Genomic DNA, 25,620 nt, shown 5'->3' with positions numbered 1-25,620 from the left:
ATGTCAGACCTTAACTTCTTTCAATGGCAAAATCGGTTCTAATCTTTGTTGCATGAGCAAATGGAAATGGTGGACACAATTCTCAGTCAGTGAAAACCTTCCTTGCTGGTACACACCCGTTTCGATCCCTTTTTGGACAACCTCACAGATCTCCTTGTCTTCCCGGCGCACATCTTCATCGACAGACATGAGCTCTTCTTCCTCTTCCGTGATCGTATCGTTCATGAAAAATGTCGTATAAATATATTTTGTTGTTTTATGATCAATCGGAATCGACTGGTGAATGGATAAATTGGGTGGTCCGGGATCGAATGAAAACCACATATTTGGATAAAGCCAGTAATATCTCCCGCCCTGTCCCATTTCAAAATCAGCGGCTTGTCCCTTCAGAGGAGTCGCCTGATAAACATAGTTGTCGTAAAGAATCGATTCATATTGCTTCATATCCACTTTGGAAACGAGTGATTTATGAACGCCCGGACAGTGATCGCACTCCAAATAATTATCGATGCCGATTTTCCAATTCGAATGACAAATCGTTTCTTTCACCCGCGTTTTCTTAAATTGATCCAAGTTGTCTTTTTTCACATGCTCAAACAATCCTCCAAACGTCTTGGCCATCGGTTCTGCATCTTGATCGAGATTCACAAAAATGAACGACTCGAAAATCTCCAATCTGACATCGTGCAAGCAAAAGGCAGATGCATCGAAGTTCTCGACACCTTTCATATTCGGAGCACGATTGAGCGACCCATCCAGCCGATAAGACCAAGCATGGTACGGACAAGTGATAATGCGCTTATTCCCTTCCCCTTCGACCAGCTTTGCAGCCCGGTGACTGCAGACATTATAAAAGGCACGAATCTCCCCATCCTCACCCAATGTCACAAAAATTGGCTTGCCTATGATTTCAGTTGTAATATAATCGCCCGCTTTTTTAAACTCGCTGACATGTCCAACATACTGCCACGTTTTACTGAAGATCTCTTTCAATTCGAAGTCCAACACTTCCGGATCCGTGTACAGCCAAGCCGGCAATGTGTGCGCTTCACTCAAGGTTTCGCTGACGCTTACTTCATTTTTCATAGATAAAGCCTCCTTTTCATTTAACGAACGAGATTTAATCTACTTCCCCCTACTGTATGACCGATCTTGCGTTTTAAAACTGTGGACTTGTCCCCCCAATCAAAATATAACAACGTTTGAAAGTTGTTATTATTCTTTCAATTGGTATTATATTATCACAAAGTTGTTCAAATGGCATATAACATTGCTGTTACAAATTTGAGCTGACTGCAAGTTAAGGGAAGAAGCCAAGTTATTGTCTGCAATCTATTTGATTCCACTAAACCCTTTCGAATTACAGCTGTAACTGGCTTCAACTTTGAGTTTTCTTGTTAACTGTTTCTTATAAGAATTGCGAGATACTTCACGAATGAATGTACCATCGCTTATACTTTAAATTTTAGATGTTGAGTTCTTTGGAAGAATCGAATGATAATATGTCAAGTTCGTTTCCTATTCATTAATCCCTCGTCTTGAATTATTGAAGTACATTCCTAACAAAATATAAAAAGGAGCCGATACTGGATATCGAGCTCCCTTCAGTCTTAATTCTCAACAAACTTTAGTCGAATCAATCAAGGAAATTCTTTGTGGCATCACTAATATCTGTAACATGCGTTTGATAGAACCCATGAGAGCCGTCAATAATTTGAGACTCAGCATTTTCACCAAGGCGCTTCAAATGATTTTTATGAATCTCTTCTCCATCTTTTATTTGTTTTTGAGAGACCGAGGATATTAGTTTCAGTACAGGCACTTCTGCAGGGAAGGCGATGCTGTTTACCTCATTGATGTTGTCGTTTAAACTCGAAATCTGATTAATGATGGTATCGTTGACAACATGATAAGAGAATAATTTATTATCGCTGATTTCTTTTTCGGTATAGTTATTTTCTACTGTTTGTTCAGAAGGTAGCAATCCATTGATGATCCGATTTACTCCAGTTTCTTGAAGTAATGTACTAAAACCATATATGACTTTCACATTTCTAGGCGCCAACATGAAAGTTTGTAAATTTGATTCCATACTTACTGTTGGAGTTGTGTCCAGCATAATAATCGCAGAGACTTCTTCAGGATATTGTGATGCATAATATTCGCTATAAACTCCAGACGCAGAATGCGGCATTAAGACATAAGGCGGCTTCATATCAGCCTGTGATAATGCTGTTCTGATTTCCTCCATATAATTTTCATTTGTTCGTGGTGTATCTGTTTTGTCACTGAACCCCATTCCAAAATATTCAACAGTCACTACAGTATAGTCTTTCGAGAGTTCTCTCATTAAAGGACCAAAATCAGCACTTGGCAAAGGCAACCCAAAGCCAGGTAACAAAACAATGGTTTTCTCTCCCTGTCCCATTGAATAGACATGCATGTTCTGATTGTTTACTTCTACCATTTCTCCGTAAGGCGAGATCGCTTCCAGCTCATTTGCAAAGAAGATTTTGTTGACTGCAAACCCTATTACATTCAAACAAACAATGATTCCTAGGATCCATGCAAAAACACGCAAGATCTTCTTACCTTTTTTCATTTTAATTTTACTCAAAATGATTACCCCTTTTCTCCCGTAATAACGATGCCGACATTTTCACATATTACTAGGTATAAAATTACAAGCACTTGTTATACTAATAGTAGAACAGATATCACGTAAGGTCAATCTTAATGGGTGGTCGACACAAAAAGAAGCATGTCCTCCCCCTGGAGAGAACTTGCTTCTTTCGCAAAACAATATCGTTCATCATCATCATTATTAAGGTGGTTATACTTTTATCAATCGACATGTGTATAGCCATTTGACGTATGACTCGAAACAAATCTGCTGCATGTTAATTGAGAATTCCCACCTCGAAATTAACTTCACTAGCATAAGTGATGCCGGCAATCAGACTAAAAGGAGAATGAAGCGGACTTTGCCGTGACACATCTATTATGAATATATCAGGATGAATGGAAATGACTAATTGGTTGAAAGACGGGGTATTTATTATTTACAACTATTGGGGCGACTAGCAGAAACTGAACTGCAAGCGGCAGGGAAATGTTTAAAGCTTACATCAATAAAACCTCTAAGTGAACGAACCGGACGATCTGTCGCGTTCTAAGGGTTCTAATTTCAAAACTCGCTTCATAACCTCGTCTAGCATGAACGATATGAAAGGGTGATTCACTATTCGAAAAGCACTCCTGGTGATAATGGTGCTGATGCTTGGTTATTCCTACGCCTTTCCGCTCCAGACATCCAAAGCGGCGGCATCCGACATGTATGTAAACGCGAAAGCTGATATTATTTTGCGAGAAAAACCAAAACAAAATGCCACTAAAATCAGTACGATTAAAAACCATTCCAAGGTAACTGTATTGTCCTCCTCAAATGGATGGTCCTATGTGCAAGTCGGCAAAAACAAGGGGTTTGTGTATACATCTGCTCTATCAAAGAAGAAACCGAAAGCAGCAGCCTCCACTGTTACTGGCGGCCTGGCACCTAAAGAAGGATTAATTCTAACGTACGAACCCTCATTTTTAGAACAAACGAGAGAGACGTTTTACGTTGAAACAGAGGACGAGTACACGTACTTATATAATAAGAAGAGTCCGCTTTACCCAGATTTATCGAACTTCACCTATATCGAAGACGGCAAAAGGCTGCTAATGGGTGTATCGAGCTCCGACGTTATCTTCGTCAACGTTCCCTATCCATTAAAAGAAGGATCGACCACAACAGATTCATCGATGATGTTTGAGGAACAAAAGGTGTTGGTTGAAAGCACGACAAAAAAGGTGACAGTCAAGGCTGGTACCTTTACGAATACTGTCATCCTTCGATATTCAAATGGCTCAAGGGCGTACTTTGCTAAAGGGGTTGGAATTATAAAGAGTACCGATAAGAATGGCAAGGTTATTACGGAGTTGGTCTCGATGGAGGCAGGTAAATAAGGGGACGGACGTATATCGATGCCTGTGAAAATTACACTTTCTTCGGTAGTATCATGATTGGTTAAGCGGCTTGGGATCGCGGTCAGTTGTCACTATCGTTTCCGAAGGGAGTATCCTAGCAAAGAGTAGTAAGCCCCATCAGATCATTCCTATCGTGATCGAGAAAGGAGGATTCAATGAAGTTAACAAGCAAACGAGTATGGTTGAATACAATAATCGTTCTAACATACGTCTTAATGATTGTCACCAATGTCTTGGCGAACGTCTTACCCATTAATGGCCAAACGACGGGAGAAGTTTCAGCGAAATACAGTAATTTATTTGCTCCTGCAGGCTTTACATTCTCAATCTGGAGCGTCATATATGTCTTACTGGGATTACATGTTTTATACCAACTCGGTTTCTTTCATAAAAAGCAAAAACCTTCAACAACCCGTCTATTAACACAAGTCGGCATCTACTTTTCCATTTCTTCCATACTGAATACCCTTTGGATATTAGCATGGCATTACGAAAAACTATTCCTTTCTGTCATTCTCATGGTCGGATTGCTCCTATGCCTGATCAACATCAACAAATTGACCGCAGAGGCTTCCCTCTCTTTAAAAGAGAGCTTTTTTATCAAACTTCCCTTTAGTATATATTTTGGCTGGATAACAGTCGCAACAATTGCCAACATTACAGCTTTCCTTGTCTCCATCGAATGGGATGGATTTGGGCTATCTGAAGTGACATGGACGATACTTATCCTGTTTATCGGAACGATCATCAGTGTGGGAACCATGCTGCGCTTACACAACCCTGCATATGGTTTGGCTGTATTATGGGCTTATTTCGGTATCTACTCTAAACATACATCTGAAACTGGATTTAACAACCAATACCCCGCTATTACACTGACTGTCATACTCTGCATGATTGTCCTATCCCTAACGATCATCCTTGTCGCCGCAGGAAACAGGAGACAGTCCAAAATTTAAGTGTAAATTCTGTGAAGCTGTAGATTGAGCGCTATCCTGATAGTTACCTCCACGCATATGCTTTGGAATTTGGCATGTGGGAATGCACCAAAGTTGATGAAAGCAAAAAAGAAGCATGACCTCCACCTCAGGAGAGTGGGCTAACCTAAATTTTTGAGACAATATAAAACACCTTCGGAGTGGTACACTTGTTAAAAGTACTAACATCGAAGGTGTTTTTGCGTGGGCAAAAACGTTTATTCAAGCGAAGTGAAATGGGCAGTTGTGAAAGATAAACTAAGTGGTGAACTGACGACCAAAGAAATTATGGAGAAGCACGGAATCAAAAACAAATCTCAAGTTGAAACCTGGATGAGATGGTATCGATCAAATGAGATCTATCGATTTGATCAGCCGATCGGCAAACAATATACCTTCGGTCATGGCCCTGATTTTGTGAGTGAAGACGACAAGCGAGAGCGACAACTGTCTCATCTGAAAATGGAGAATGAAATCTTAAAAAAGTATATGGAGATCGAAAAGGAGTTGAAAAAGAAATAGTTCTACAAATTGTAGAATAGTTTAGGGGCAAATATACGGTTACTGTCATCCTAAGTGCTTTAGACGTACCGCGGGCAAACTATTACAGATGGTGTGCTGAAGGAGTCGTGGCACGGCTTTCGGCAATAGAAGAAGCAATCATTGAATTATGTAAAAGCACAAAGTATCGAAATGGCCATAGGAAAATAAAGGCTCTCTTAAAGCAAAAGTATAAACTGGAATTAAACCGTAATACAGTCCAGGCAATCATGCAAAAGCACAATCTACAGTGCCGCATCAAGCCAAAACGCAAATGGAAATCTCAGGGTGAAAGCATAATAACCGCTCCTGATCTTCTTAAGCGTGACTTTACAGACTGTACCTAACAAGAAGTGGGTCACGGACATTACCTATATCCAATACGGCTGTATCACAAAATATCTCCCTACCATCATGGATCTATTTAATAAAGAAATCGTTGCTTACAAATTATACGACCATCAACAGACGCCGCTCGTTATCGATACATTAAAGGCAGCATTAGAACAACGAAATAACCCCGAGGGGGTCATTATACATTCAGACCAAGGAAGTGTTTACACATCGTATGACTACCAAGATTTCATCAAGAAAAATGATCTGATAAGTAGTATGTCTCGGAGGGGAAACTGTTGGGATAATGCGGTGATTGAATCGTTTCATTCAAACTTGAAGTCTGAGGAATTCCAATATGTCAAATTCAACTCGTTAGGCAATCATGCGGTCAGTGTACGGATTGCGACCTATTTGAATTACTATAATGAAGAACGGATCCAAGAAAAATTAGGCTACCTGACACCCGTAAAATATGGTGTAATGGCAGCCTAATCAAGGTGTTTTATATGTGTCTCATATATTTGCTAGGTCAGTCTAGAGAACATGTTTCTTTTGCCTTTATCTATCATTCACCAGCTTGTACATCTGTATCTTTGTTGTATTTATACCGAGATGGAACGACAGGCGTAGAGATTTTCTGCAGACCTCCAACTAACATCATTTTACCTCAATGACGAAAACCAATTTTTGTATTTTCCTTCAGAAAAATGAAAAAATTATTCGTAAACAAGGATATTGTTCATAGTCACCGTCTTGCCTGTAACTATGTTAACTTTATTTTCAGACTTATTTTAACGGTCGTCAAACATTTGCATTCCTATTCCTAGTAAATAATATATTTGAGATTAAGCTATTTAGTATTATCGCTATTAATAATAGCTCTATTAATTTACTCATATATACATGAAATATTTGATAAATTCTTAATGAGTGATTTGAATTTATTTTCTCTATGTTGTTCTCTAAATTAATATTCTCGACTGGTAATGTATTAGAGATAACAAAACTTAAATAATACCAATTAAACATAACTTCTTCCGGAAATAATACACCGAAAAAAACCTTATAACCATAGCCAAATGCAAAATCGGGTAAAATTAAAGCAGATATCAATGCAAAAAACGCTATTATTATCGCCAAAATTCTGTTAATCCGATTTTCTGTATTACCAATACTCCTAATTTTCAAAATCATAATAAATAGGACTTCCAATATTCCTGCTAAACATATAATAGGAATCAACCATATAACAACAATCGCAATTTTATCCATGTAATTCCTAATATTAATTAAACCATTTAATAATGTTATTGTACCAAATAAAAATAGCAGCATTCTTACCCAAGGAAAGAAGAATATCCAGTTTAACAATTCACGTTGTGTTCTATCAAAAATAAGATTAATAAAGAATCCTACTATATAAAGTATCAAACTTAACAGTAACCAAAAAATAGTCTTATTCGAAGAGTATAGGGGATATGAAATTGCAAATAAAAATAGAGATACAATTTTGAAACCCACGTTACCCACTATTCTCTCGTTAAATACATTCAATTGACTCCCTCATTTATTATTATTTTTCTTTTCCTCATTGTAAATAAAGCTAATTAGACTTAGGATTTTATTTGTGTTTTTTCATTACGCATTAAAAAACTCACATTTAGACAATGGAGATAACAATAAAATTAATTTTATCATGTTCCCAGTACTAAAAGTAGGTGTCGCTGAGAAAAATAGGAACTGCCCGTGTACGATGGCAAGATATGTTTTCTGTACTTTGTCACTTTAATCTTTTTTATAAAAAGAGAGATTAACCACATCTTCCCTTAAACATAACGGGCTTTTTAGATTCACAAGTCAAAAATCTAGCCAATCTGTCATCCCATGGGTACAATCACTTAATCAATAAATTTTGGAGCCAGCCGCCATCACTTTTTTAAACCCCCATAAATTTATCCACTATTTTTCCAAGTAATCTTTTGTTTAGATATTCATCTTGCTTGTACATACACCCTTCTTTAATACTACATCCTTTATTTTGTCAGTTTGATGTTGATCATTGCCGAGGAAAAAAGAAGCATGCCCTCCCCCCTCAGGAGAGAACATGCTTCTTTGCTTTAAAATATCATTCACCAGCTTGTACATCTGCATCTTTCGTGTAGTTATACTGAGATGGATCGACAGGCGTATATCCTTTTGGTGTATAGAATCTCAACAAGTCGCCATTGACGACTTTATCGGATAGCCCCAATTTAAATGCCACTTCTTTTTTCATCGCTTCAGCTTGCTCCAATTTACTTTCGTCGAGTGGCAAGCCTGTTTGGCTGTCATAATACTTTTCATTAATGGAATCGATTGTCGGGCTGACAAAATCGCCATTTCTGAAAGGGACCACTTCATTATGCTCTTTCGAGAATAAATCAGAACCGAATTGGACGAAGTTCTTCGTATCAATTCCAAGCAAGTGCAACAACGTCGGAAGAAGGTCTGTTTGGCCGCCATACGTATGGTTGACGCCGCCTTTCATTCCAGGAGCGTGTATGAATAAAGGAACGCGCTGTAAGTTTTCACTTTCATAAGGTGTTATTTCTTTACCCATGACTTGTGCCATCGCTTTTTTATGGTTCTCGGAAATACCATAATGGTCACCATACAGAACAATGACCGAGTTATCGTATAAGCCCATTTCCTTTAAGCGGGTGAAGACTTTTTCAATCGTTTCGTCTGTGTACCGAGCAGTTTGGAAATAATCGTCCACACTGGTGTCCCCAGTCTGAGCTTTATCGATCGACACTAAGCTTTGATCCATCGCATATGGATAGTGGTTGGCAACCGTAATGAATTTCGAATAGAAAGGCTGCGGCAGTGAGCTGAGCATACTTTCCGACTGTTCATAGAAGGGTTTATCCAACAATCCATATTCCGCCATGTCGATTGGGTTACTCGTATCATAATAGCTCGCATCGTAGAAATGGTCGAACCCAAATCCTTTATAGATGGTGTTTCGATTCCAGAAGCTGCCGTTATTGCCGTGGAAGACAGCCGATGTATAGCCGTAATCCTTTAGAATACTCGGCGCAGCTTGGTACGTATTTTGCGCTTTTGTAATAAAAGCAGATCCTTGCGGCAGTCCGAATAGGGAGTTCTCCAACATGAATTCCGCATCGGACGTTTTCCCTTGGCCCGTTTGGTGGAAGAAATTATCAAAATACGCGGTGTTCTTATCTTTCGTTAATGAATTTAAGAACGGTGTTACTTCTTCCCCGTTCAATTTATAGTCAATCAGGAAGTTTTGGAATGATTCTAAGTGCAAATAGATGACGTTCATTCCTTTGGCCTTCCCAAAATAGGCTGGATTCGGCTCGGCATACGCAGATTGTGTATAGTTGATCACTTCGGTAATATCACTGCTATCCGCCATTGCCCGCTGCGTAGAGGCGGCCGCCGTTTCCACCGAGTCATAAATCGAGTAATTGTACATCCCTAGATATTTCACAATATAGTTTCGATCAAAGCCACGAGTCAACAGCTGCGGACGGCTTGCTTCAGCCAGTCCTAGATTAATCAAAGAAATGACTAATGCGCCAGCAATAATGGCAGACGCTGTTCTAGTTCCAATACGATTCGTCCCTTTTTCAACCTTACGTGAAAATCGAAGGTACATCATGACGAGTACATCCACAAAGAACAAAATATCAAATGGTTGTAGCAAAGACAAAATACTTCCGCCTAGATCCCCGAAATTCTGTGTTTGGAAAAGGGTAGGCAGTGTAATGAAATCACTGAAAAACCGGTAATAAACGACATTCGCATATAAAAGAATCGACATCAGTGTGTACACGACGACGAGCACTGTATATTTTTTCTTACCTTTAAACAAGAATGAAATGCCTAGAAACAGCATCGCTGAACCGAGCGGATTGAGCAGTAACAGGAAGTGTTGAAGTGCTCCTTCTACCCCTAATTCAAATTGAGTGGTTTGAGCGATATATGTTTTCATCCATAGCATCAAGACTGCGACAGCATATAATCCTAAAAAGTTGCGTAAAAGAAAATCTTTCACACTCCCATGTTTTCTCATGTAACCACCAACCTTCTGCTTTTTAATGTAATTCTAATCTATAGAAAATGTTATTTTAAAGTAACGTTATGCAACAACTAAAACATAGTACTCCTCTTGAGGCTTTTAGTCAAGTTAATAAATTCTAGGAAGAGGTTTATTAACAATAAGTAATTCCGAATGCTTTAAATAAAAAAAGCTAAAAGGACACTTTCACTTGTGTCCTTTCAGCTATTTCAATTATCCATTAATTCCAATTCAAATTGTCGGCCGCTACAGATACGGTAAATAAATTGTGGGGCAAGGTACGGATTAAGTACATACACGGCAAAGTCTCTATTGCAAGTTTTTTATCATGTACATTTTAACGTGTTGCAATTTTTCAAAGAGGATTGTTCTGAGTTGTTTAGTCACCTTCTACTTAATTTATTCCATTTCTTCAAGGTTAATCTTTAATTTTCCGATTTCTTCTTTAACATTTTCAATCAATTCTTTTATGAGAATTGATTGTAATATTAGATACCCGTTATCTATAAATTCAGGGAAGGTACCATCTAAATCTAGTTTAATAAAATTTAAATAAATTTCAATTTGATTTTCATCTAAATGGCTATGCTGCAAAGAATTTCTATATACCCGAAGCCTATTCATCGCATGTTGTGCTTGTGGAACTCGTTCTTTAAAATCCTTAAAAAAATAACCTTTTTTATTTTCCTTATCACCAACATTTTTAATACTTTCTCCAATACAACCATATAACTGAGAAGTAAAGGTGGTAAAACTGTTCAAATTATTTGCTAGTCCCATATTTTCGAATAAGTATTCGTTATTACAACGATTGTTTATTAGCCAGCCCAGTCCATAATAATCATTCATTAATAAATCTAAATCTTTAATTAACACCACTAGGTCTTTTAAAGATTTCTTAAGACTTTGTTTATTCAACAATTCCTGCTTATCAAATACTCTTTCGGTAACTTCAGCTTTCTTATACTCAGTAATTTTATAAATCTTTGATGCCATACATTTGCTATTAGTAACTAAATCTAAATTATAACTATATGGTTTTATAATAAAACCTATACTATTATTTATACATAAGGTCGGAAGTTGAAGTGCTATAGAATGATAAACATTTAAAAATTCTGTAGCGCTCTTCATATTAATTAGTTTGTTAATTTGTTCTTTTTGATAAGTATTGGAATAGTTACCTGTAAAGGTAATAATAACATTTGTCTTTGATTTTAGTAGATTACCTAAGGCAGCAATCCATCCGTCATTTGGAATAAAATAATCATTAATAGGTAATATTAATTCTAATTGATTATAATCTGAATCTAAAATGTTTAAATCAAGTATATCCCAAAAATCAAGCTCTGAATCTTCTACACCGTGTAAAAAATCGATTACATTCATTTCCTCTAAAAACTTAGAATTAGTAATATAATAATTAATTCCTTGTAAATCACCCTGCTTTAACTTAAGTTCTAATGCTTCCAAATGGTAATCCAAATCATAAGCTAATAATCGAATTTCATTATCTGGTGATTCAAGTATAACAATGTATAGTTTATAAAATTCATCCGCTTTATTAACTACTTTCGAAATCTCTACTAAATTCCCCTCAAATTCTGCATCTTCTTCCTTTTTTACTGATTTAAAAACTTCACGAACTTTGGGATAATCCACCAAATCCTGATTACTTTTTGATAAGAGTGGTTTTACAGTAAATAAATTCATTTTTTTAGTATTTTTAGCTTTAACAAAATTTGCACTCTTATATATCAGTCCTGTATACGAATCAATAGATAGACTAACTTCAGTAAGTTCTAGTTTTGTATACTTACTCTTATTAATTGTTTCTCTTCCTTTTTCAGTAATTTTTCTCGTTTTAAAATCAATTAAATCTAATTGGATAAGAGTATAATATGCAGATTGAACTAAATCCTTATCCAAAGCTAACATTTCTGAAATTTCTTCAATACTATATTCTAAGTTTGACAATTTTAAAGTATATTCTTGAACAATAGGCAATCCCTTTTCAACAGTTGCTAAACACTTAGCGCTTTTTTTAAAAATAGGCATACCTATTTCGAAAATATTTATTACTCTATAGTGAGGGAATTCTCTTTTAACCGCACTATACACTAGTGATTTACTCATTAATAAACCTCCTGAAACGAGCAACTCTCTGGATGTTGATTTATATAGTGAATTACTCTTCTAAAATAACCACCCTTATTATTATGCGCTTTAACAACCGCCTTACTGTCACCAACAATATATAATCTCGTTTTGGCTCTAGATAATGCAACATTTAATCTTCTTTCATCACTCAAGAAGCCTATATTATAATCCAAATTAGATCTAACCAGACTATAAAACACGATGTCTGTTTCAGATCCCTGGAAAGCATCAATATTATCAATTTGAATTTCAAGGTTACTCCATTTTGGATCTTTAGGTGATATTGTTGAATTTAATAATTGCTTTTGAGCATTATATCCAGAAATTACGCCTACAGATTTCTTTATCCCTTTCCTAAAATATTCTCTATTGACTTTTTCTAATTCTCTATTTATAATTTTTGCTTCTTCAATATTTCTAAAAGATTCCCCGAATTTCTCCTCTTTACGTGCCTTAATATTACTAGTGTCTTTCCAGATAATAATTTCTTTCTCATCTAAGCCATGCATTCTTTCTTCTTTTGCAATCTTAGTTTCAATTTTATGAGTAGGATAAAAAACATTTTTAATCATAGACGAGATTACAGGATGCATACGGAATTGGGAGCTTAATGTATATTTAGCCTCTTCAGAAGTCTTGTTAAAGATATCTTCAAACAGACTCCTCTCAAGTTTTTTAACATTTATACCTAATTCTTTTTCCTGAATTAAGTTTATTATTGGTGGTAATTGATGATGATCCCCTACAAGTATTATTTTATATCCTAACAACATTGGTAAAATCATTTCAGGTGCAGTTGCACGTGCAGCTTCATCAATTATAACCCAATCATAAACAATACTTCTTAGAGTATGTCGTGACGCTATTCCCACACACGTCGAAGCTACAATAGATGCTTCTTGAGCAAATATATCATCAAATTCATCCATTAATTCTAACCTTGAATGCCATGACTTAATAATTTCTAATGTTTGCCTAAGTTTAAGATTAACATTCTCTTTATCAAAAGCATCTTTACTAGTAGTACTAAAGTTTTTTAATGCTTTCCTTTCATCAGTATTAAGTTCTGAATTGAAATAAAATTTATTGCGTGTGCTTTTTAAAGACGATTTTTTGACCTGTTGAACCCATTTTCTTAATTGCTCATTAACTAGTAAGTTTTCCGATTCAACAGCTATTTTTTCACTATTACCGATTCTTATGATTTTTCTTTCCTCTTGTGTCTTAATTATACTCTTTAATAGGTGATCTACTGCTACATGAGAAGGCGAAGTAACTAGTACTTTAGCGCTATCTTTTTCTAAAAATATTTGATTAATAATTTCAGTAATGACTGTTGATTTCCCTGTTCCAGGAGGTCCTTGAATAAGAAATATGTCATTAGTATCTAAAGCTCTTTTAACTGCTATTTTATTTTCTGAATCAATACTCTGATTTACAAAATCTAAATCTTTATTTGAATTATTAATTGTTAAGGTTGAGGGATCTATTAAATAATTAAACAATTCTCTATTTGCAGTGTGACCGTTTCTTAACGCTCTTAGTGCGTTCTTTAATCTTTTATTCATTGCTAAGGCTTGAGTCATATCAATTGAAAGGTTTCCAATTGGACTAATTTTTTCAAAATCTAAGTGTGGAACAATTGATGTTACCAAAATATTATCTTTAATATATTTAAATTTCCCAATAGTAACTTTTTCTGCGCTTATCGTTTGCAAATTTATATAGTCGTTTTCTCCTATTAATTGATCATCAACAATTAAACCTAATTTTATTTTCATTTCATTTTTACTACTATCAATTTCAAAATCATCATAGCTACCGATATTTTGCCTTTTATAATTAAAATCATTTAGAGTATCAAGAACATTTTCCCATTCTTCAATTAATTTATTTGATTCTTCTGTTGATTTTTCTTTTGAGTTATGTTGCTCATATTTCTTATCCATTGCCTTTATTAAAACTTTGAAATTGTTATGATTTTGAGATACTGGTTTCTTAGTAGAAACATTTATTCCAGTATTAACCTCTATGCCTTTATTACGCTCGTATTCATTCATAGAATAATCTATTAATGAATCAATTTCTTTAATTTCAAAATATCCATCATAATGATTTGGTTTCAAAACGAGTTTAACTTCTTCACCAATTAAATAATAACTATTTTTAGATTTGTAAATAGATGGTAATATTAGTGCCGAGTTTAAAAAACTTAAAAATTCTCTTTCATTATTGTTAAAAATAATTCCCTTTTCATATAATTTTTTTGATAAATATTTTGGTGCAAAAATATATAAATCACCATCTATAACTGAAAACTTTTCTTTATAAGCCTGTAAATCTTCTAAAAAGCTATAGCAGGTTTTATATCTTAAATTTAGATCAATAACTAAGGCTTTTTTTAATATAATTTTCAACTCAATATCAACAAATAAATTGTCTATGCTACAATAAACTTCTTCTTTATCGACTGAAGGAGTTTGGCTTGTTAACATCTTCAGTAAGACTAGACCCACTGAATAAATGTCTGTTTGAAAATTTAATTCCTTACCTAGTATTTGTTCTGGCGAAGCATATTCCTTAGTCATACGGTCTTTTAATGTATATCCTGTATTAAAACTATAGAGATCTAAAATCTTACTTATACCAAAATCAATTATCTTAACTTTTCCTTCCTCTGAAACTAGGATATTTGATGGTTTGATATCTCTATGTATAATATTTTTATTATGTGCTTCAATCATGCCATTTAAAATTTGTTCTATAATAACTATTATTTCTTCTATTTTTAAATTGTTTTCTTTTTGATATTTCCCTAAATTATCACTCAAAAAATTTTCCATTACTATATAAAATTTGTTCTCATCTAATCCTGAATTAATATATTTTATAATGTTTGGATGATTTAATCTAGATAAGGCCTCTACATCTCTTTTGTATATTTCTGAAAGATATTCATGTTCACCATCATCCAAATTAAATTGTAATAACTTAATACTAAGGAATTCTTTTGTTTTTCTATGCTTCGCATCATATATTATGCTATCTTTACCTCTATCAATTTCCTCGATTAAAATATATTTATTATCAATAATATAGTTCATTAAATGCACTCCTGTACTTATAATTTAATTATTCTATATAATCTGCTTTTTGGATAATAAATTTTTTTATCTATTCTTAATTAGACTTTTACCTTGATAATAGTCCCGCAGGTTATTACATGAATCAACATCTTGGTATTAAAAAAAGTAAATAAAGGAATATCCGTAAAACATATCGATAAGAAGGATTAGTAACACTATGAGTATAGAATTAATATAGGTGGCCAATTCTCCGAAAACGATTTAACGATAGACCGAGGATGGAAAGGAAGGGTACTCAGCTTAAACCAAGGAATTCTCCCCTTCATCACTAGCATCCTAAACAATGTCCCATAATCCCCTACATCATTTTCAAATATTTTTTTCCTTTTTTTTCACCGTAAGATATCATATACTTGCCCGTGTCTATTACATTATTAACCTTCTCTGCATCACACTCAAAAGAATGACCGAGAACGACACCTTCATAGTTCAGATAGGAACCCGCTCTCTGTTAGTCTCCGGCTTTTCCAACCAGTGTTCTTGTGCTGATCGTATTCCAAGGTAGCTGGTACTCCCAGTAAGATAATTTCTCTAATTAGTTTGACCAGCGAATGTGGAGACTATAGCTTCGAGCTTAGCTTCGAGGTATTCAAACACTTTCAAATATAAGATGTTAAAACCCCATATTTCTACCTAAATAAATTTTTATATTTTTTTTCATCAAAAAACTATGAACACCTCAACAGGAAATATTAATATATTCAATTATTTTGTACACCATCACTAATGTTGTGGATCAGAACAAGAGCAATAGCATATTGAAGAATTTTTGTTTTCTTCTCGTACTCTCTTAGTAAATCTGTAGTTAATTCATTATTAAATATTGAACCATGCGCTACACTGTGTCTAGAATGCAATAATTTGTCTAAAAAGGTCATCCAAAGAGATAATTCTCTATTTCTCTTCGTTAGTTTAACTTCACTTTTCTCCAATTCAAATTGTCCCAAGTCAACATTGTACGGAAAATGTTTAGTCCTTTCTAAAATATGTGTCTTCAAATCATTTAATAAGGTTTCTGTAATAGAAGTGTCATTTTCGAATACAGTATCTAATTTAGAGCCATACAAATAACTAAAAAAACTTTCTATACCGAAATTACCCAATATCTTATCTATAACTGAAGGAGAAGGATTCTTATTTCTTTCATATAAAAATGGATCTATTTTTAAATCAGGATTAAATCTAATGAATATTTCAGATAACTCATTATATCTACCTCCTTCTCCTAGAAAGTAACTTGTAAAATTTTTCTTTATATTCTTTGGTAATAAAGAGAAATTAACATTATCATTTAAATCCGAAATAATTGCTTTTGCTAACTCTTTAATATAACCCTCTAATTGAGCAACCAATAATACTATCGTTGACCTACAAAGTGCATCATAAAATTCTTCGTCTTCTGCGTGCTCTACAGTTTTACTAATTAATAATTGGACTTCTTTCCATCTTTCTTCGGATAGTTGGAGAAAATTATAAACCTCACTTTCTACGACCACCCCAGTCTGTTCTATATTATCTACATAGGAATCAGATGAATTTTCACTTTCTACAACTTCCCATTCCTCTTCTTGTTCTAAAATTTCAATTACAATATCACTAGTTCGGGAGTTCATTATTATTCACCTCTTAGTAAACCTTTAACAGTTTCAATCCGTGACCCTAATTTTGTTTTATCGTTAATACTTCCAGAAATTTTGTCGATAAAGTCAGTATTTTTGAAAAGTAGTAAATATTCATTTTTAAAATCAGCAATATTATAAGTTCCATAAGAACTATTTATTATTAGCTCGTCTGCAATTGCAACGCTTAATGCATCAAAAACTGCAGCATTAAATTTAGAAGCATAGACTAGTTTTTCAGTACCGTCTTCATTACCTAAATATTTATATTTAGCAAAAGCAGCATCTCCAAAATTACTTCTAATGAAAGCCATCGTGCTTTCAAATACATACTTATAATTTTCCAAATCTATATTTTTTGCTTCATTAGTAAATTGCTTCATACTATCCGATAAAAATGTTTTTAAATTCGGTCTATATTTTTTGTATCTATTATCGACTAAAGATAAAAAACGTAAGACCAATTCTACATCTTCCATCTTTTTCACTTTTTTATTCTCTTCCCTATTATTAACATCAATTTGGTTTAGAATCATAAAGTCAGTATTTTTCGCTAATTTTTTTATTAACTTATTAAATTCGCCTCTATAAATTGCATTTCTTAACTCCTGAGGTTCTAATTTTACTGAACCAGAGTTCAATCTCTCAAAAATATCATACTTCACTTGATCATCTAGAGTTGAATCAATCCTTAAACACTTTATAGTTCTTTCATCTAATCTTCTTTTTAAAAAGCCTGGTAAGTCTTTGTAAGAAAACCCTTCTAAACTAGATAGAACATCCATTTTTGTTAATTTTAGTTCATTTTCAATAAATCTTTTTATAGATGTTAGTCGCTGTTGACCATCTATTACAGAAAATCTAGATATACTCTCATCCTCAAGTTCTTCATCCGCATCTATATCTTGAGATAAATAAATTGTAGGAATAGGTATATTCAAAATCAAACTTTCTATTAATTTTGAAGCTGCTTCGTCTGACCATCTATGATTTCTCTGATATTCTGGATCTAATTTTATTTGTCCTGAATTTATTCGCTTTACCATTGTTTCTAAATCATATTCTACATTTTGTGTTTTTACTGTCCGCTCTTTAGCTTTCTTTTGAAGTTCCAAAATATCAATTTCCTTAATTTTTAAGGTATCCATTTTTTTCTCCTTTAAAATTATGTATTAACCTACAACAAATAACTAACTGGCTATTGATTTATTTTAATCATAATTATCCCTTTGTTTTTGAACACAAGAAGTTTCAAGTAAGTATTGTATTTCACCAAATCCGGTACTATAATCATTTTCTCAATTTACTATAGTTCAATATATTTATATTCAGGGCTAGTTACTTATGATTAAATTCCTAATCTCGTCTATTGTAAGCTAATTCCAGAATTTATTCAATCGTCGGTAATAATATTATCCAGGGAAATAATTTAACATTAAGTAAGTCAATCATAAACAAACTAACAGAAAAGAAGCATAATCCAAGTAACACACATTTCTATTATTTAATATCAGAAATTCGAGCATTTAATTCCTAATAATGATTCACACAAAAAAGAAGTACAAATCCTTATTTAAGGAAATTGTGCTTCTTAATCAACTTTGCTGTTTTTCATATTAACTATGGAGTCGGTGGAAGTCGAACCCGATGCTCGTGGTAAACTAAACATATACTAGAAGTGACCGGGTGCGCTAACAACCAGTCATTACAGCTGACGTCCGCATGAAGTGCGGTCGTCCAGTATCACGAGAGTTTTTACAAGAGTAACTACCCTGCTTACTTACCGGTTAGCGGAGGGTAGTTACTTTTTTCTTTTGGTGTATAGAGCAATCATCGCTACAATGGCTATTGCCGTTGCTACGAGGAACATTCCAAACTGGAACATCATATTCATTGCTTCGTATGTCACAATACACGGGCCCACACGATGTGGGTCATGGCGTTGCCACAGGACGTGGCGCTCGTAGCCCGCCTTTCCTTTATAACAAGGGAGTGCCAACCGCCCATCCGCCGTATGTAGCTGTACCTCCCATGCTATCACTAAGCGTTGAATTGAAAAGCGAACAGGAGTTTTAAATGCTCGCACACTAAAAAAGAAGCACAAATCCCCCATATAGAGAATTTGCGCTTCTTTTCTTTGTTATTGTCCATAATAGCTATGGACTGCGAGAGTCGAACCCGCGTCCAGAAACTCCAACACTCAAGCTTCTACGCGTGTATCTTGCCTATTTAGGATTCACGCTTCAATATGCCGACACTTACTGCTGCAAGAGATTGAAGACTACTCCACACTTCTATTACAAACGATTTTCTCCACTAGGGAGTATTACATATTTATGAACTTAGTTCGGAGACCTGATATAATTATAATTTCTTTCCATTAAGTCTGATAGATTTTTCTTTTAAAGTTTTCAAAATTTCTTCATCAAATTTTGAAGTATCGATTGTACATTTTAATAAAGGGTTTTTATCTTTACTTATCCAATAGTACGGGTTGATATATTGATTACCAATAGTTTTATAAAGGTTCGGTCTAGTAATAATTACTGAATCTCTAAATAAATTTTTAATTTCATCTTCTACATCAAACCACGAATAAAATTCAACACACTCAATATTGTTATCTCTTGCCCAAATTACATTATCTATGAAAATCGCAAAAAACTTCCTTTTTTTTCCTTCAGCTTTATTTCCAATATGAATTTCTAATTTACCTAAGAAAATTCTAGAGGGTTTAATAACTCCTTTTTTATTGGAATTCCATTCATTCCACTCATTACCCACAAAAACGATAACTAATGCAACTAAGAATGCTACCTTAACTATTGTACTAGGGAAAAAAAATACACTTGTTAATAAAATTAAGATAAATATCACAAGTAAAGTTCCAAAATCATTTGTATTCAACTCTTTAACACCTTTCTTATAACATCAATAAATTTAACTTTGAATTCCCATCTTATCATTATCGTATCTTCTTAATACTTCTAAAATAGAAATTTGTACTATGTTTAATCTGAACATACTATCATATTCATCTGATAAACCAGGATGCGAACCTTGAGGATGCAGTCTCTTCCAAAATGTTTCAAAATATCCCTGACCATTATTTAACCACTCATTCAACTCTGGATAAAATAATTTAGGGGAACTTTGTGATAATGCAGTTCTAGCACTGTTACTATTATTAAAGTTATTCCCAGTAATATCTTCTGCTAATTTACATAACAATTCTTCGACAAAAGTTCTTATCTGACTGTTACATGCAGCCCAGTCTCCTCTAGTAAAAGCGTTCACTGCTTGAGTATAATGTCCTTTAGCTATACTAAAATTATGCTCTTCCAACAATTTCAAAAGCAAAATCTCATTTTTTACATAGTCAATCGTAGAATCAACTAATCTCACTAATTGACCATCCCTAATATCAAATCCATCTTTTAATAGTAATCTTTTTAATTAGGATATCCTCTAAGTTCCCCCGTTGTTACATCATAATAATATGAATTATTAGCGTAAATCTCTATTATCTCTTCTGCCATTTCAAAAGCCATATCTCCCCCTAAAATTCCTTTTGCATTAGGGTTGTCTTCTAAATATCTTACTGCTGCCATTGCTTTATTTTCTTTATTAGATGCATTGGCTGTATATGAGTCAATACCGTATTTATAAAAAAACTTGTCTAAAGCTGAATGTGTTTGTTCACTGAATAAACTAAAAATATCAACTAACGTTGCCCTTGAAAACATTAAAATACCCCCTAAATTAAAATATATCTCTACTATATATTCTATCTTTTTAAGAGGTACATAGATAGAATAAATTTTTGTGAAAAAGTTTTTGAACTTCTTATGTATATTGGGCATCTACCAGACCATAATACCGATACCTACTTTTCTTTTCTCGGTCTCACAAGAACCTATTAAACAAATATCATGTACCTTAATACGTGCTGAGATGTCACACTTCCCAACTTGAACGAATTGTCACATGCTTAATTAATATTATAATCATGTCCCTTTCTAATAAACAAAAAAGAAGCATGAGCTCTCCAATCGGAAAGTTCATGCTTCTTTTCAATTCTATTTTCCATAAAACTTATGGAGACGGTGGGAGTCGAACCCACGTCCAAAGGCTCCAATACTTAAGCGTCTACGCGTGTAGATTGACTACTTACGATTCGCACTGCATTATGCCGTCAATCAAGGCGTCTTGAGCGCTATCCTGGTAATCTCTTGCAACGGCCTCAGGAGGCGACCGTTACCGTATCCCACTAATAGGTGAGCCTAACAATGCCACATGGGCGATGGAACTGCTAGGCAGATTCATCAGCTTACGCTGCGAATGCTAAGTTGTTGTTTGTTTTGCCAGTTATTATTAACTGCCGTTTCTGACGGAGTCGAGCCCTCCGACGCGCAGCTCAAGCTCAGACCACCCCTGTCGAATCCGTAACGTCCCCGGTATAAAAGGTTGACCAGCTAGGCGCTATGCCTGCCTGTCAACACAATCAACTGGAGAGTCAGGAAGTGCTATGCCCGAAGCATAGCAGGTTTCTGAACTATCACTGTCCCTATCATACAATGTTTTTGCTGCAATTTCAATGGAAAACGCTTCCGCTTAGTATTGCTGCTTCGCTTTGAAGGCGCGTTCCATTTCGCGTTTTGCTTCTTTTTTCTTCAGGTCGTCCCGTTTGTCGTAGAGCTTTTTCCCTTTCCCGATGCCGATCAGGACTTTGGCGAAGCCGTCCTTCAAGTACATTTTGAGTGGGACGATGGCGACGCCCTGTTCTTTGATTTGGCCGACGAGCGTGCTGATCTGCTTGCGGTGCAGCAGCAGCTTGCGGGAACGGATGGGATCGTGGTTGTACCGGTTCCCTTGCTCGTACGGGCTAATATGCATATTGGAGATCCATGCTTCGTTGTTGCGAATGAGGACAAACGCGTCGCGAAGCTGGACCTTTCCGTTGCGGACTGATTTGATTTCCGTTCCTTGGAGGACGATGCCCGCTTCGATTGTTTCTTCGATTGCGAAGTCATGGTTTGCTTTTTTATTGACCGCAATGACTTTTCCTTGGCCTTTTCCCATTGTCAACACCCCTCTAAAGCAGCCGGAGGGGATTGCCGCTCCGGCCTATTTTCTCTTTCTTGGACGTTTCTTTGTTTTCTTGGCGACGCCCTCATAGAATTTCTTCTTCTGGCTCGGTCCGCCCTGTTTCTTGCCTGGTGACGACTTGTCGCTTCGCTTGCCTTCCCCGCGTTTGCCGCCTTCCGATCCTCCTTGCTTTTTCGCATGGATGACTTTCGGCGCTTCTTTGCGCGTCCGGTGGAATGATTGCTTCATGCCGGCGATTTCAAAGTCGATCGCGGATTCTTCCGGTTTGACGGATACAACGCGAATCGTCACTTCGTCCCCGATGCGGAACTGCTTGCCTGTATGTCCGCCGATCATCATCATTTGGCGGTCGTCGAATCGGTAGTAGTCGTCTGTCATATAGCTAACATGGACGAGCCCTTCCACCGTATTTTCCAGCTCAACGAACATACCGAAATTCGTAATGGACGAAATGACTCCGTCGAATTCCTCACCGATCTTATCAAGCATGTACTGTGCCTTCTTCAGTGCGTCTGTATCGCGTTCTGCATCGACTGCACGTCTTTCCCTGTCGGATGTATGCTGAGCGATTTCCGGCAGCGCAGCGTTCCAGTGGGCGATCGTTTCGGACGACAGGTCCTTCTCGATCAAATACGTGCGGATCAGCCGGTGGACGATCAAGTCCGGATAACGGCGGATCGGTGATGTGAAGTGCGTATAGAAATCAGTCGACAAGCCGAAGTGGCCGAGGCTTTCCTCGAAGTATTTCGCCTGTTGCATGGAACGAAGCAACATCGTCGAAATGACCGTTTCTTCCGGCAGGCCTTCGATCGATTCGATAATTTCCTGCAAGGCACGCGGGTGGACATGGTTTCCTGTCCCCTTCACGACGATACCGAAATTCGTCAGGAACTCAAAGAAACGCGCTAGTTTCTCCTCTTTCGGATTTTCGTGGATCCGGTAGATGAACGGCACATTCAGCCAGTGGAAATGCTCCGCCACTGTTTCATTCGCCGCGAGCATGAATTCCTCGATCAGCTGCTCAGAAACCGTCCGTTCGCGCAGCACGATATCCGTCGGCCAGCCTTCTTCATTGACAAGGACTTTCGATTCCTTGAAATCGAAGTCAATCGCGCCACGGCTCATCCGCTTCTGGCGCAGGATGGCAGCGAGTTCGCCCATGTCATTGAGCATCGGAACGATATGCTCATACTTTTTAAGCAGCTCTTCGTCCTTCTCCGCAATGATCTTATACACATCTGTATACGTCATCCGCTCTTTCGAATGGATCACACTTTCGAAAATTTCATGGTCGGTAATTTTCCCGCTTCCGTCAATCGTCATCCGACACGACAATGTAAGCCGGTCGACGCCTGGATTTAACGAACAGATGCCGTTCGACAGCTTATGCGGTAACATCGGAATCACCCGGTCAGTCAAATAGACGCTCGTTCCGCGTTCATACGCTTCATCGTCCAGCGCTGTGTTCTCCCGCACATAATGGCTGACGTCAGCGATATGGACGGACAGCACGTACGTGCCATCACTGTTCTTCACGACGGAAACGGCATCGTCCAAGTCTTTCGCATCTGCGCCGTCAATCGTAATGATCTGCTCGTTGCGCAAGTCGCGGCGCTTGAACAAGTCTTTTTCCTGCACCGTGTCCGGAGTCGATTTAATCTCATCCATGACCTCTTGCGGGAATTCGATTTCAATGCCGTGTTTATAAATGATCGATAAAATATCGACACCCGGGTCGTTTTTATGCCCGAGAATTTGCACGACCATGCCCGTAGCCGATTTCAGTTCACTCGGCCATTCCGTAATTTCAACGACGACTTTATGGCCTTCCACCGCATTCAGGCTATGGCCTTTCGCGATGAAAATGTCCATCGGCAGCCGTTTGTCATCCGGGATAACGAAGCCGAAGCCGCGATTGTCCTGATATGTTCCAACGACTTTTGTCGTCTTCCGTTCCGCGATTCGGATGATCGTTCCTTCGCGGCGGTCGCCCATGGAGCTGTTCGCAATGCGGACGAGTACGATATCGCCATTCATCGCGCCGTTCACTTCTGTCGGCGGAATGAAAATATCATCCATGCCTTCCGTTTCCGGGGCCACAAATCCGAAGCCTTTCGCGTGGCCAATAAATTTGCCCCGCACGAGATTCATGCGCTCCGGCACGCCATATCGGTTTGTCCGGGATCTTACGATGTCGCCCTTCTGCTCAAGATGGACAAGCATCTTAACCAGTTCCTTGAATTCCGCCGCCCCTTCGATTCCTAATGATTCCTGGATCTCCTGGACCGTGAGCGGTTTATACGATTCCTCTTTCATGAATGCCAAGAGACGTTCTCTTAATTGCTCATCAAAAAATTCCAATGATAAAGTCCCCTCCTTCTATCTACAACATGTTCATCTAGTTACAGTTTCACACGTTCCAATCCAATGATTCAAGAAATTGAAATACATCTTCATGGAGTTGTTCCTTTTCCGGCCCTAATGTAATGACGTGGCCGGAGTTTTCATACCATTTGATTTGCTTATCGAGCGATTCGGTGTTGTCGTAAATGACGTTGGCCGAATCGGGATCAATGACATCATCCTGCGTCGCCTGGACGACAAATAACGGCGCATACACATGGTCGAGCTTCTCTCTGACATCATATACAAGGGCCCGCAAGTCTGCCAAAGACGGCATCGTTTTTCCGCGAAGAGCATCCACTTCCTCTTCGATGACGGACTCCTCTTTTCCTTCGTACTTCTTATAGTCTTTCGCGTATTTCAATACACCTTCAAACATCGTGTCCGTCGTCTTCATCGACATCGGCGCACACATTGTCACAATACCCTTTACCGGATAATTCATTCCTACGTTCAATGAAAACACGCCGCCCAGCGACAAGCCGGCGACTGCGATTTCCTCATAGCCTGCCTCGCGCAGCTGATTGTATCCTGCTTCGACATCGGCCCACCACTGATCCGGTCCCGTCTCGATCAATTCCTCGGGCGGCACGCCATGCCCGCGGTAATGCGGCGCAAGTGATGTATAGCCTTTCTTCTCCAGAAAACGGCCGAGCATCCGGACGTCAGCTGATGTGCCGGTAAATCCGTGCAGCAAGAGGACAGCACGCTTCCCCTTTTCAAAGAAAAACGGTTTCGGTTGAGCAATTCTCAAATCAATCATCCTTCCAAAACGTTTAGATGTAAATGGTCACCTATATGTATCATGCGCTCCTTCTCTTATCCTATTCTTCCCAATGAAAGAGAAAAGAAAACGCCTGACCCTACTTGGAAGGTCAGGCGCTGAGCAAGTCTGCTTACAATATGTTGTTAAAATTTAACGATCGCAATTGCTAAAATAAAAAACAGAATGGACAATACAATCGTCACCCGTTGGAGGACGAGGTCCAATCCACGCGCCTTTTGTTTTCCAAAAAGTTGTTCAGCACCACCGGAGATGGCTCCTGACAGGCCTGCACTTTTTCCGGATTGCAATAAGACTACTACGATTAAAGCGATTGAGACAATTAAAAGCAACGTCATTAACAAAGCATGCACTTTGTTCCCACCTCCTGCATAGTACATCACGACATTTCTATTCTATCAAACATTGCCAAACGTGACAACAACATTTG

At 37.0% G+C, this 25,620-nt stretch carries 18 protein-coding genes, 1 other RNA gene and 1 pseudogene; 3 read left to right on the top strand and 17 right to left on the bottom strand.

All coding sequences use genetic code 11. The features are described from left to right. Positions 1 to 3: 3 nt before the first annotated feature. Together ACSW3C_RS16870 and ACSW3C_RS16865 are read right to left on the bottom strand one after the other, a co-directional pair. Positions 4 to 1,086, bottom strand: a complete 1,083-nt coding sequence (locus ACSW3C_RS16870) for an aromatic ring-hydroxylating oxygenase subunit alpha (RefSeq protein WP_486563967.1) — start codon at positions 1,084 to 1,086, stop codon at positions 4 to 6. Positions 1,087 to 1,636: 550 nt separating this feature from the next. Next, positions 1,637 to 2,617: an alpha/beta fold hydrolase gene (locus tag ACSW3C_RS16865; RefSeq protein ID WP_486563966.1), complete on the bottom strand. Its 981-nt coding sequence runs from the start codon at positions 2,615 to 2,617 to the stop codon at positions 1,637 to 1,639. A 650-nt stretch (positions 2,618 to 3,267) separates the two neighbouring features. Between ACSW3C_RS16865 and ACSW3C_RS16860 the strand changes: the two genes are divergently transcribed. The 3 genes and pseudogenes from ACSW3C_RS16860 (at position 3,268) to ACSW3C_RS16850 (ending at position 6,374) form a co-directional block, all read left to right on the top strand. Next, a complete protein-coding gene (locus ACSW3C_RS16860) occupies positions 3,268 to 4,008 on the top strand; it encodes an SH3 domain-containing protein (protein WP_486564046.1) in 741 nt (246 codons plus the stop codon). A gap of 176 nt (positions 4,009 to 4,184) precedes the next feature. Beyond that, the gene (locus ACSW3C_RS16855) at positions 4,185 to 4,988 is read left to right on the top strand and encodes a tryptophan-rich sensory protein (RefSeq protein WP_486563965.1); all 804 of its coding nucleotides are present in this window, start codon (positions 4,185 to 4,187) and stop codon (positions 4,986 to 4,988) included. A gap of 222 nt (positions 4,989 to 5,210) precedes the next feature. Further along, a pseudogene (locus ACSW3C_RS16850) lies at positions 5,211 to 6,374 on the top strand (IS3 family transposase). Positions 6,375 to 6,683: 309 nt separating this feature from the next. Here the strand turns inward: ACSW3C_RS16850 and ACSW3C_RS16845 are convergent. The 15 genes from ACSW3C_RS16845 to secG all read right to left on the bottom strand — a co-directional run bounded on the left by ACSW3C_RS16845 (position 6,684) and on the right by secG (position 25,543). Next, positions 6,684 to 7,436 (bottom strand): hypothetical protein, encoded by a 753-nt coding sequence (locus tag ACSW3C_RS16845; protein ID WP_486563964.1) that lies wholly within the window; start codon positions 7,434 to 7,436, stop codon positions 6,684 to 6,686. Between the two features lie 571 nt (positions 7,437 to 8,007). After that, a complete protein-coding gene (ltaS, locus tag ACSW3C_RS16840) occupies positions 8,008 to 9,963 on the bottom strand; it encodes a lipoteichoic acid synthase (RefSeq protein ID WP_486563963.1) in 1,956 nt (651 codons plus the stop codon). Between the two features lie 405 nt (positions 9,964 to 10,368). Beyond that, a complete protein-coding gene (locus ACSW3C_RS16835; RefSeq protein ID WP_486563962.1) occupies positions 10,369 to 12,105 on the bottom strand; it encodes a hypothetical protein in 1,737 nt (578 codons plus the stop codon). Beyond that, on the bottom strand, positions 12,105 to 15,233 hold the full coding sequence (locus ACSW3C_RS16830; protein ID WP_486563961.1) for an AAA domain-containing protein: 3,129 nt from the start codon (positions 15,231 to 15,233) through the stop codon (positions 12,105 to 12,107). The genes ACSW3C_RS16835 and ACSW3C_RS16830 overlap by 1 nt, the downstream gene beginning before the upstream one ends. A 743-nt stretch (positions 15,234 to 15,976) precedes the next feature. Next, positions 15,977 to 16,888 carry an MAE_28990/MAE_18760 family HEPN-like nuclease gene (locus ACSW3C_RS16825; protein WP_486563960.1) on the bottom strand — a complete coding sequence of 304 codons (912 nt, stop codon included), beginning with the start codon at positions 16,886 to 16,888 and terminating at the stop codon, positions 15,977 to 15,979. A 2-nt stretch (positions 16,889 to 16,890) separates the two neighbouring features. Continuing rightward, positions 16,891 to 18,042, bottom strand: a complete 1,152-nt coding sequence (locus ACSW3C_RS16820) for a GmrSD restriction endonuclease domain-containing protein (protein ID WP_486563959.1) — start codon at positions 18,040 to 18,042, stop codon at positions 16,891 to 16,893. 653 nt (positions 18,043 to 18,695) lie between these two features. Continuing rightward, a complete protein-coding gene (locus ACSW3C_RS16815) occupies positions 18,696 to 18,788 on the bottom strand; it encodes a putative holin-like toxin (RefSeq protein WP_486564045.1) in 93 nt (30 codons plus the stop codon). A gap of 470 nt (positions 18,789 to 19,258) precedes the next feature. Continuing rightward, positions 19,259 to 19,801 carry a hypothetical protein gene (locus ACSW3C_RS16810; RefSeq protein ID WP_486563958.1) on the bottom strand — a complete coding sequence of 181 codons (543 nt, stop codon included), beginning with the start codon at positions 19,799 to 19,801 and terminating at the stop codon, positions 19,259 to 19,261. Between the two features lie 33 nt (positions 19,802 to 19,834). Next, the gene (locus tag ACSW3C_RS16805; protein WP_486563957.1) at positions 19,835 to 20,299 is read right to left on the bottom strand and encodes a hypothetical protein; all 465 of its coding nucleotides are present in this window, start codon (positions 20,297 to 20,299) and stop codon (positions 19,835 to 19,837) included. Between the two features lie 47 nt (positions 20,300 to 20,346). After that, positions 20,347 to 20,640 carry a hypothetical protein gene (locus tag ACSW3C_RS16800; protein ID WP_486563956.1) on the bottom strand — a complete coding sequence of 98 codons (294 nt, stop codon included), beginning with the start codon at positions 20,638 to 20,640 and terminating at the stop codon, positions 20,347 to 20,349. A 349-nt stretch (positions 20,641 to 20,989) separates the two neighbouring features. Continuing rightward, positions 20,990 to 21,350: a transfer-messenger RNA gene (gene ssrA, locus ACSW3C_RS16795) on the bottom strand. A gap of 158 nt (positions 21,351 to 21,508) precedes the next feature. Continuing rightward, complete coding sequence (smpB, locus tag ACSW3C_RS16790; RefSeq protein WP_184211722.1) at positions 21,509 to 21,976, bottom strand: SsrA-binding protein SmpB; 468 nt, start codon at positions 21,974 to 21,976, stop codon at positions 21,509 to 21,511. A gap of 45 nt (positions 21,977 to 22,021) precedes the next feature. Beyond that, on the bottom strand, positions 22,022 to 24,319 hold the full coding sequence (rnr, locus tag ACSW3C_RS16785) for a ribonuclease R (RefSeq protein WP_486564044.1): 2,298 nt from the start codon (positions 24,317 to 24,319) through the stop codon (positions 22,022 to 22,024). Between the two features lie 94 nt (positions 24,320 to 24,413). Next, positions 24,414 to 25,169, bottom strand: a complete 756-nt coding sequence (locus ACSW3C_RS16780) for an alpha/beta hydrolase (RefSeq protein WP_486563955.1) — start codon at positions 25,167 to 25,169, stop codon at positions 24,414 to 24,416. A 146-nt stretch (positions 25,170 to 25,315) separates the two neighbouring features. Further along, a complete protein-coding gene (secG, locus tag ACSW3C_RS16775) occupies positions 25,316 to 25,543 on the bottom strand; it encodes a preprotein translocase subunit SecG (protein ID WP_238081121.1) in 228 nt (75 codons plus the stop codon). Positions 25,544 to 25,620 lie beyond the last annotated feature (77 nt).

This window comes from Sporosarcina sp. AD_1, assembly GCF_057373025.1.
The sequence above is the reverse complement of the archived record's forward strand: the minus strand, read 5'-3'. Positions and strand labels throughout refer to the sequence as shown.

Bases quoted from the DNA above. Each gene is read 5' to 3' on its own strand.
- ACSW3C_RS16820 (WP_486563959.1), bottom strand. From the start codon at position 18,042: ATGGATACCTTAAAAATTAAGGAAATTGATATTTTGGAACTTCAAAAG.
- ACSW3C_RS16830 (WP_486563961.1), bottom strand. From the start codon at position 15,233: ATGAACTATATTATTGATAATAAATATATTTTAATCGAGGAAATTGAT.
- ACSW3C_RS16780 (WP_486563955.1), bottom strand. From the start codon at position 25,169: ATGATTGATTTGAGAATTGCTCAACCGAAACCGTTTTTCTTTGAAAAG.
- ACSW3C_RS16835 (WP_486563962.1), bottom strand. From the start codon at position 12,105: ATGAGTAAATCACTAGTGTATAGTGCGGTTAAAAGAGAATTCCCTCAC.
- ACSW3C_RS16870 (WP_486563967.1), bottom strand. From the start codon at position 1,086: ATGAAAAATGAAGTAAGCGTCAGCGAAACCTTGAGTGAAGCGCACACA.
- ACSW3C_RS16815 (WP_486564045.1), bottom strand. From the start codon at position 18,788: ATGAATATGATGTTCCAGTTTGGAATGTTCCTCGTAGCAACGGCAATA.
- ACSW3C_RS16855 (WP_486563965.1), top strand. From the start codon at position 4,185: ATGAAGTTAACAAGCAAACGAGTATGGTTGAATACAATAATCGTTCTA.
- smpB (WP_184211722.1), bottom strand. From the start codon at position 21,976: ATGGGAAAAGGCCAAGGAAAAGTCATTGCGGTCAATAAAAAAGCAAAC.
- ACSW3C_RS16825 (WP_486563960.1), bottom strand. From the start codon at position 16,888: ATGAACTCCCGAACTAGTGATATTGTAATTGAAATTTTAGAACAAGAA.
- ltaS (WP_486563963.1), bottom strand. From the start codon at position 9,963: ATGAGAAAACATGGGAGTGTGAAAGATTTTCTTTTACGCAACTTTTTA.
- rnr (WP_486564044.1), bottom strand. From the start codon at position 24,319: ATGAAAGAGGAATCGTATAAACCGCTCACGGTCCAGGAGATCCAGGAA.
- ACSW3C_RS16860 (WP_486564046.1), top strand. From the start codon at position 3,268: ATGGTGCTGATGCTTGGTTATTCCTACGCCTTTCCGCTCCAGACATCC.
- ACSW3C_RS16800 (WP_486563956.1), bottom strand. From the start codon at position 20,640: ATGTTTTCAAGGGCAACGTTAGTTGATATTTTTAGTTTATTCAGTGAA.